The sequence below is a fragment of the Rhizobium sp. MHM7A genome (assembly GCF_005862215.1).
GTDB lineage: Bacteria > Pseudomonadota > Alphaproteobacteria > Rhizobiales > Rhizobiaceae > Rhizobium > Rhizobium bangladeshense.
In genome coordinates, this window is the sequence record NZ_VCHT01000049.1 from 1 (window position 1) to 4,195 (window position 4,195).

General features: G+C 52.3%; 4 protein-coding genes. All 4 read right to left on the reverse strand.

Going from position 1 to position 4,195, the window contains the following annotated elements; all coding sequences use genetic code 11:
- Window positions 1–273: 273 nt before the first annotated feature.
- Window positions 274–1,482, reverse strand: a complete 1,209-nt coding sequence (locus FFR93_RS40110) for a glycerophosphodiester phosphodiesterase family protein (protein WP_245503424.1) — start codon at window positions 1,480–1,482, stop codon at window positions 274–276.
- A 335-nt stretch (window positions 1,483–1,817) separates the two neighbouring features.
- Window positions 1,818–2,339: a GNAT family N-acetyltransferase gene (locus FFR93_RS40115; RefSeq protein WP_245503433.1), complete on the reverse strand. Its 522-nt coding sequence runs from the start codon at window positions 2,337–2,339 to the stop codon at window positions 1,818–1,820.
- 154 nt (window positions 2,340–2,493) lie between these two features.
- Window positions 2,494–3,165 (reverse strand): HAD family hydrolase, encoded by a 672-nt coding sequence (locus FFR93_RS40120; RefSeq protein WP_131588169.1) that lies wholly within the window; start codon window positions 3,163–3,165, stop codon window positions 2,494–2,496.
- Between the two features lie 140 nt (window positions 3,166–3,305).
- The coding region (locus FFR93_RS40125) for a DegT/DnrJ/EryC1/StrS family aminotransferase (protein ID WP_246661436.1) at window positions 3,306–4,195 on the reverse strand (890 nt) is incomplete at its 5' end.

Below are 4,195 nucleotides of genomic sequence, written 5' to 3' on the forward strand. Positions count from 1 at the left end.
TCCTGGCATCTAAGCCGAAGTCAGGCAGAAATTCCACTTATCCCCGCTGTGCAGATTTCCCGAGCCAGCTCTTTCCCAGAAAATTGGCACTACCTTCGGTGTGAGCGTCTGAGATACTTTGTCCGACGCGCTTCTAAGACAATTGGCTTCATTGGTGCATGATGCCCCTTGCCCTTCGCCAGCGACAAGACAGCCCAGCGTGGAAAACAATAGGAAGAATTTCATTCCATTATTCATCAAAACAATCCCGTTTTTGGAAGCGGAGGTCTTGCTCTAGCGCGTGAGCTCGGTGGTGTTGCGGCGCCCTATCTGGCGCAACATATCGCCGACTACGTCGGGCCAATCAGTGGTGATAAGATTGGTACGATTGACGATCGCCATCTCCGGATCTCCTCGGTAATCTGGCACGATCCCTCGTTGAGCGGTCGATTTCGGATCCGTGTTGTGGTCGAAGCAGCATTTTCCGGCGCTGTTGGCGACGCCCTCTGGAAAGTAGTTACTTTCATGATAGGTGGCGAAGCCCTGCTTCTGGTCGATATAGTCGAAATATGCCTGCAGACCGTCACCTTTATAGAATTGGTTCATTTCAAACTGAATGGAGAACGGCGCCACATTCCATTGATCGTAGATTGAGTCCTCGTGGGGATCGTAGCTGGAATCCTTCACATTCTCGTCATCCGGGTTTTCGACGACAATTAGCCCGCCAATGAGGTTGGGGTCGTAGGTCGTCCGATTTAAAATCGTGCCGACATCCACCGCATCCTTTGCTTTGAGCTTGAATACAACGGCTTTGCTGAGTTTCGCATTTCCCTTGGTCGCGAGAATGTCAAGGCAGCGTTGCATGAGCTCGATGGGATCAGTAGGGTCCTGATCATCGACTGCCGCCTTGATATCGACGATCATCACGTAGCCATGACCATCATCGGAGACATATCGGGCGAGTAGATCGAGCGCGGCAGAGAACGTTAGGAACTTCGCCTTTCGCCCTTGTGAATCCGTAAAAACGCGGCCATGTCGGTCCCGTAGATCGGCCTGTCGTAGCTGCGAAAAGTTCTGATTATATAATAGGCCGCTTCCAGTTGACTCGCGCTCAATCCTGTAGTCGTGAGATAGAACGACTTCATTGTCAGCGGTGAAGCGGGCATCGACTTCCACGCTCTCGATCTGCGAATTCCAGGCGTCTTGCAAGGCATAGGCTGAATTCTCGGGATAGATCTCCCAAGATCCGCGGTGCGCAGATAGCAGGACCAAGTCATCGTCGGGTTTCGGCAGCTTAAACATGTTTCTTGTAATCGCACTTACAAGATATGGTGAAGGCTTTACCGGAAGCAGCGCCTCTGCTTCGGCATAGGATGGAATAGCGAAAGCAAAAAAAGAAGTCAAAATGAGCGATGCCCGCAGATCCCGTCGGCCGCCGAGGTAACCAAAACGCGAGGCGTAAGAATTTAGGATCGCTGATGCTACGTTGTTGCTGGTGTGCATAAGGTTTCAGAACCTTTCGATGAGAATTTGGGTAGCTCGCTACGTTGTACGGCCTGTTCCTGGGGCTTTTTGCAACAGCACGAACCGCCTCAGCAGTGGCTAAGGCCTGGGCTGGGAACGAAAGAGGGGAGATGGCCTCGCTACGCGATGGGATTTGTTAGCCGACCGCCTGGTTCCCCCCTTGCTCTATGGCTGTAATAACAGGCTGTTCGACATCAAGATGATCCATAAAAGCGGAGCCTAACAAAGGCGTTGCGTTGCCGGGTCGCGACATAGCGTGCTCAAGGGTTGAGAGAGTTTCGGTGAAAGCAGCTTGGAGCTCGACACGATTATTTTCATCCTGGTGCAGCGGTTCTCAGGTGAGGAGGCGTTGGCAGGGTTTTCTCCATCAAAGCTGCTGCGCCATAGGGTGTTTGGACGCAATCAATTGCCTGCCAGCCGCTCTTTTCGTAAAGAACTCGCGCGTCCTCCGTTATCAAGAAAAGGCTTTTGTAACCGAGGCGCGATGCTTCGTGCTCCAGCCGCTCGATCAACAACGTGGCTATTCCTTTCTTGCGGTGAAATGGATGGACAAAGAGCGACTTAAGCCATGGGGATAGATGAGATTTTCCATCGAAATCACGACCAGCCAACGTGACCATCCCAACTGGCAATGCGTTTTCAATGGCAATCAGTGTTAGCGGCATCGAATTTTTTGTTGCTGCCTCAAACTCGCCTCGCGTTTGTTCGTACGAGCCATTTGATTGACAACCCCATTGTCCGAAAGTCCAACTTGCGCAAATGGAAATGAAATTCGGAAGTCTTTCCAGGTACTCGATCGTTACCGGAGTTGCAGCTACCATTGGTTTCGCGGTCATAGTATCTCCATTCTTCTGGCGGGCCGAGCAATCGAGCGAGGATCGGTCAATTTGAGGTGAAGCCCGTGCACCAACCGATGCTATCGGATCCCACGATATATCCTGGACAGTGACGCTGCGATTCAAGACGCTTCGCCTGCGCGCAACTGCGTGATCACAAACCTGCTAAGATTTGTGGCAACGCCGTCATGCGGCTAAACAGCTTTGTGGCACCTGCCTCCATCAGTTTGTCTCCATGCCCAGCAAGGCAATGAGAGCCACCTACGAAGCCAATCACCATCATCCCGGCTGCCACTGCCGCCTGAGTTCCAGAAACGCTGTCTTCAATAACGAGACAACTGCCAGCCGGTGTGTTCATATTCTGTGCTGCAAACAGAAAGAGATCCGGCGCTGGCTTACCACGCGCAACTTGCGAAGCGCTGAAGACATGGGGCCAAAAGAAATCATGCAGGTCTGTGACTTTAAGAGCCAAGCAGAGCTTCGCAGCATCACTGTTCGACGCCACGCACTTCCTTAAATCGATAGCTTCCAAGGTTTGCCGAACGCCGCTGGTTGCACGCAGATCACGAGCATATCGATTTGCAACTTCGGCCATCACACGTTCATGATGATCCTCCGGTAGGCGCAAGCCGCCCTCGGATTCTATGACTGAATAACTTTGCTGGTCAGTCATTCCTATGAAGCGATCGTTATACTCTTCAGCGGATATGATATAGCCACATTTCGCCAAAGCTTCGATGTGCACCCTGGTTGCGATAAGCTCGCTATCGACGAGAACCCCGTCGCAGTCGAAGATCAGTAATTCCGGACTTTTTGAAAAAGACATACAAGGAGTCCTCGTTGTAGAATCGCTCTGAGTTTTGTCCCAGCGCAGCTTTCAATCTTCCGGGCATTGAGCAAAGTATGATTGAAAAGGATCGGATGTTGACCATTGCGGCACTGGGAAATTGGTGCGACGCGCGGGGCTCAGCCAGAAATTGCTCCTGCGGCGACCTTCGGACCTTGCTTATGAAGAGCATTCCAAACCTTGTGAAACGCCTCTGCATAAAGCTTCATCAATTCGCCATCGTTGGGTGGCGCAATCTCGGAAACGTAAAACATCGTATCCAAGAGTTTCACTGTATTTGGAAAATCGGCGGCCTTCCAGTTGTCGCGAATGTCTGGAAGATATTCGAATACGGGCTTCGTGAGCCAAACACAGATAGGCACGCCTTCGGCCTGCAGCGATTTCACCACGAAATCCCTTGCAGCCGGGCCTGGCGCGAAGCCAAGTGCCGCAGGTTCGATCCGGAGGGGAAAGTTGAGCATCGAATGGTCGCAGTCAGATGGGTTGAAAAGAGGAAATATACCCACAAGCTCGCTGATCATCTCCCATAAAAGCTTGCTATTGTCTCTTCGGATTTGCAGTTGCGTATCCATCTCAGTGACCCGCAAGTTCGCTATAGATGAAGAGAATACGTTGGGCTTGTAGTTGTACCCTTGGGAATAGGGCGAGAATATTCGCGCTCCGCTCCGAGACGAGCTGGACAGCGATACGCGATCAACATGTGCAATCAAGTTGGCGTCTTCCGTGATGACAAATCCTAGCTCCCCAGCCCCAAGGTGCTTGGCGCCGTTTCCGGATAGAGCGAGTGCGTCTGCATCAAGATGCGCACCGTCGACGATTGGTTTCGCGGCGCCGATCGATTGGCAGATGTCGTCGATCACAGCAATGCCTTGAGCTCGCGCTGCAGACCTCGCGTCGGGGACGAGAACATTGTTTCCGAAAAGGTGAGTGACGATCATGTCCCAGGACGTGGTGTAGCTTAGACGACCACGGCTCATCCCAGAGGGCCGGATGAGTGTCAGCTTGCTGC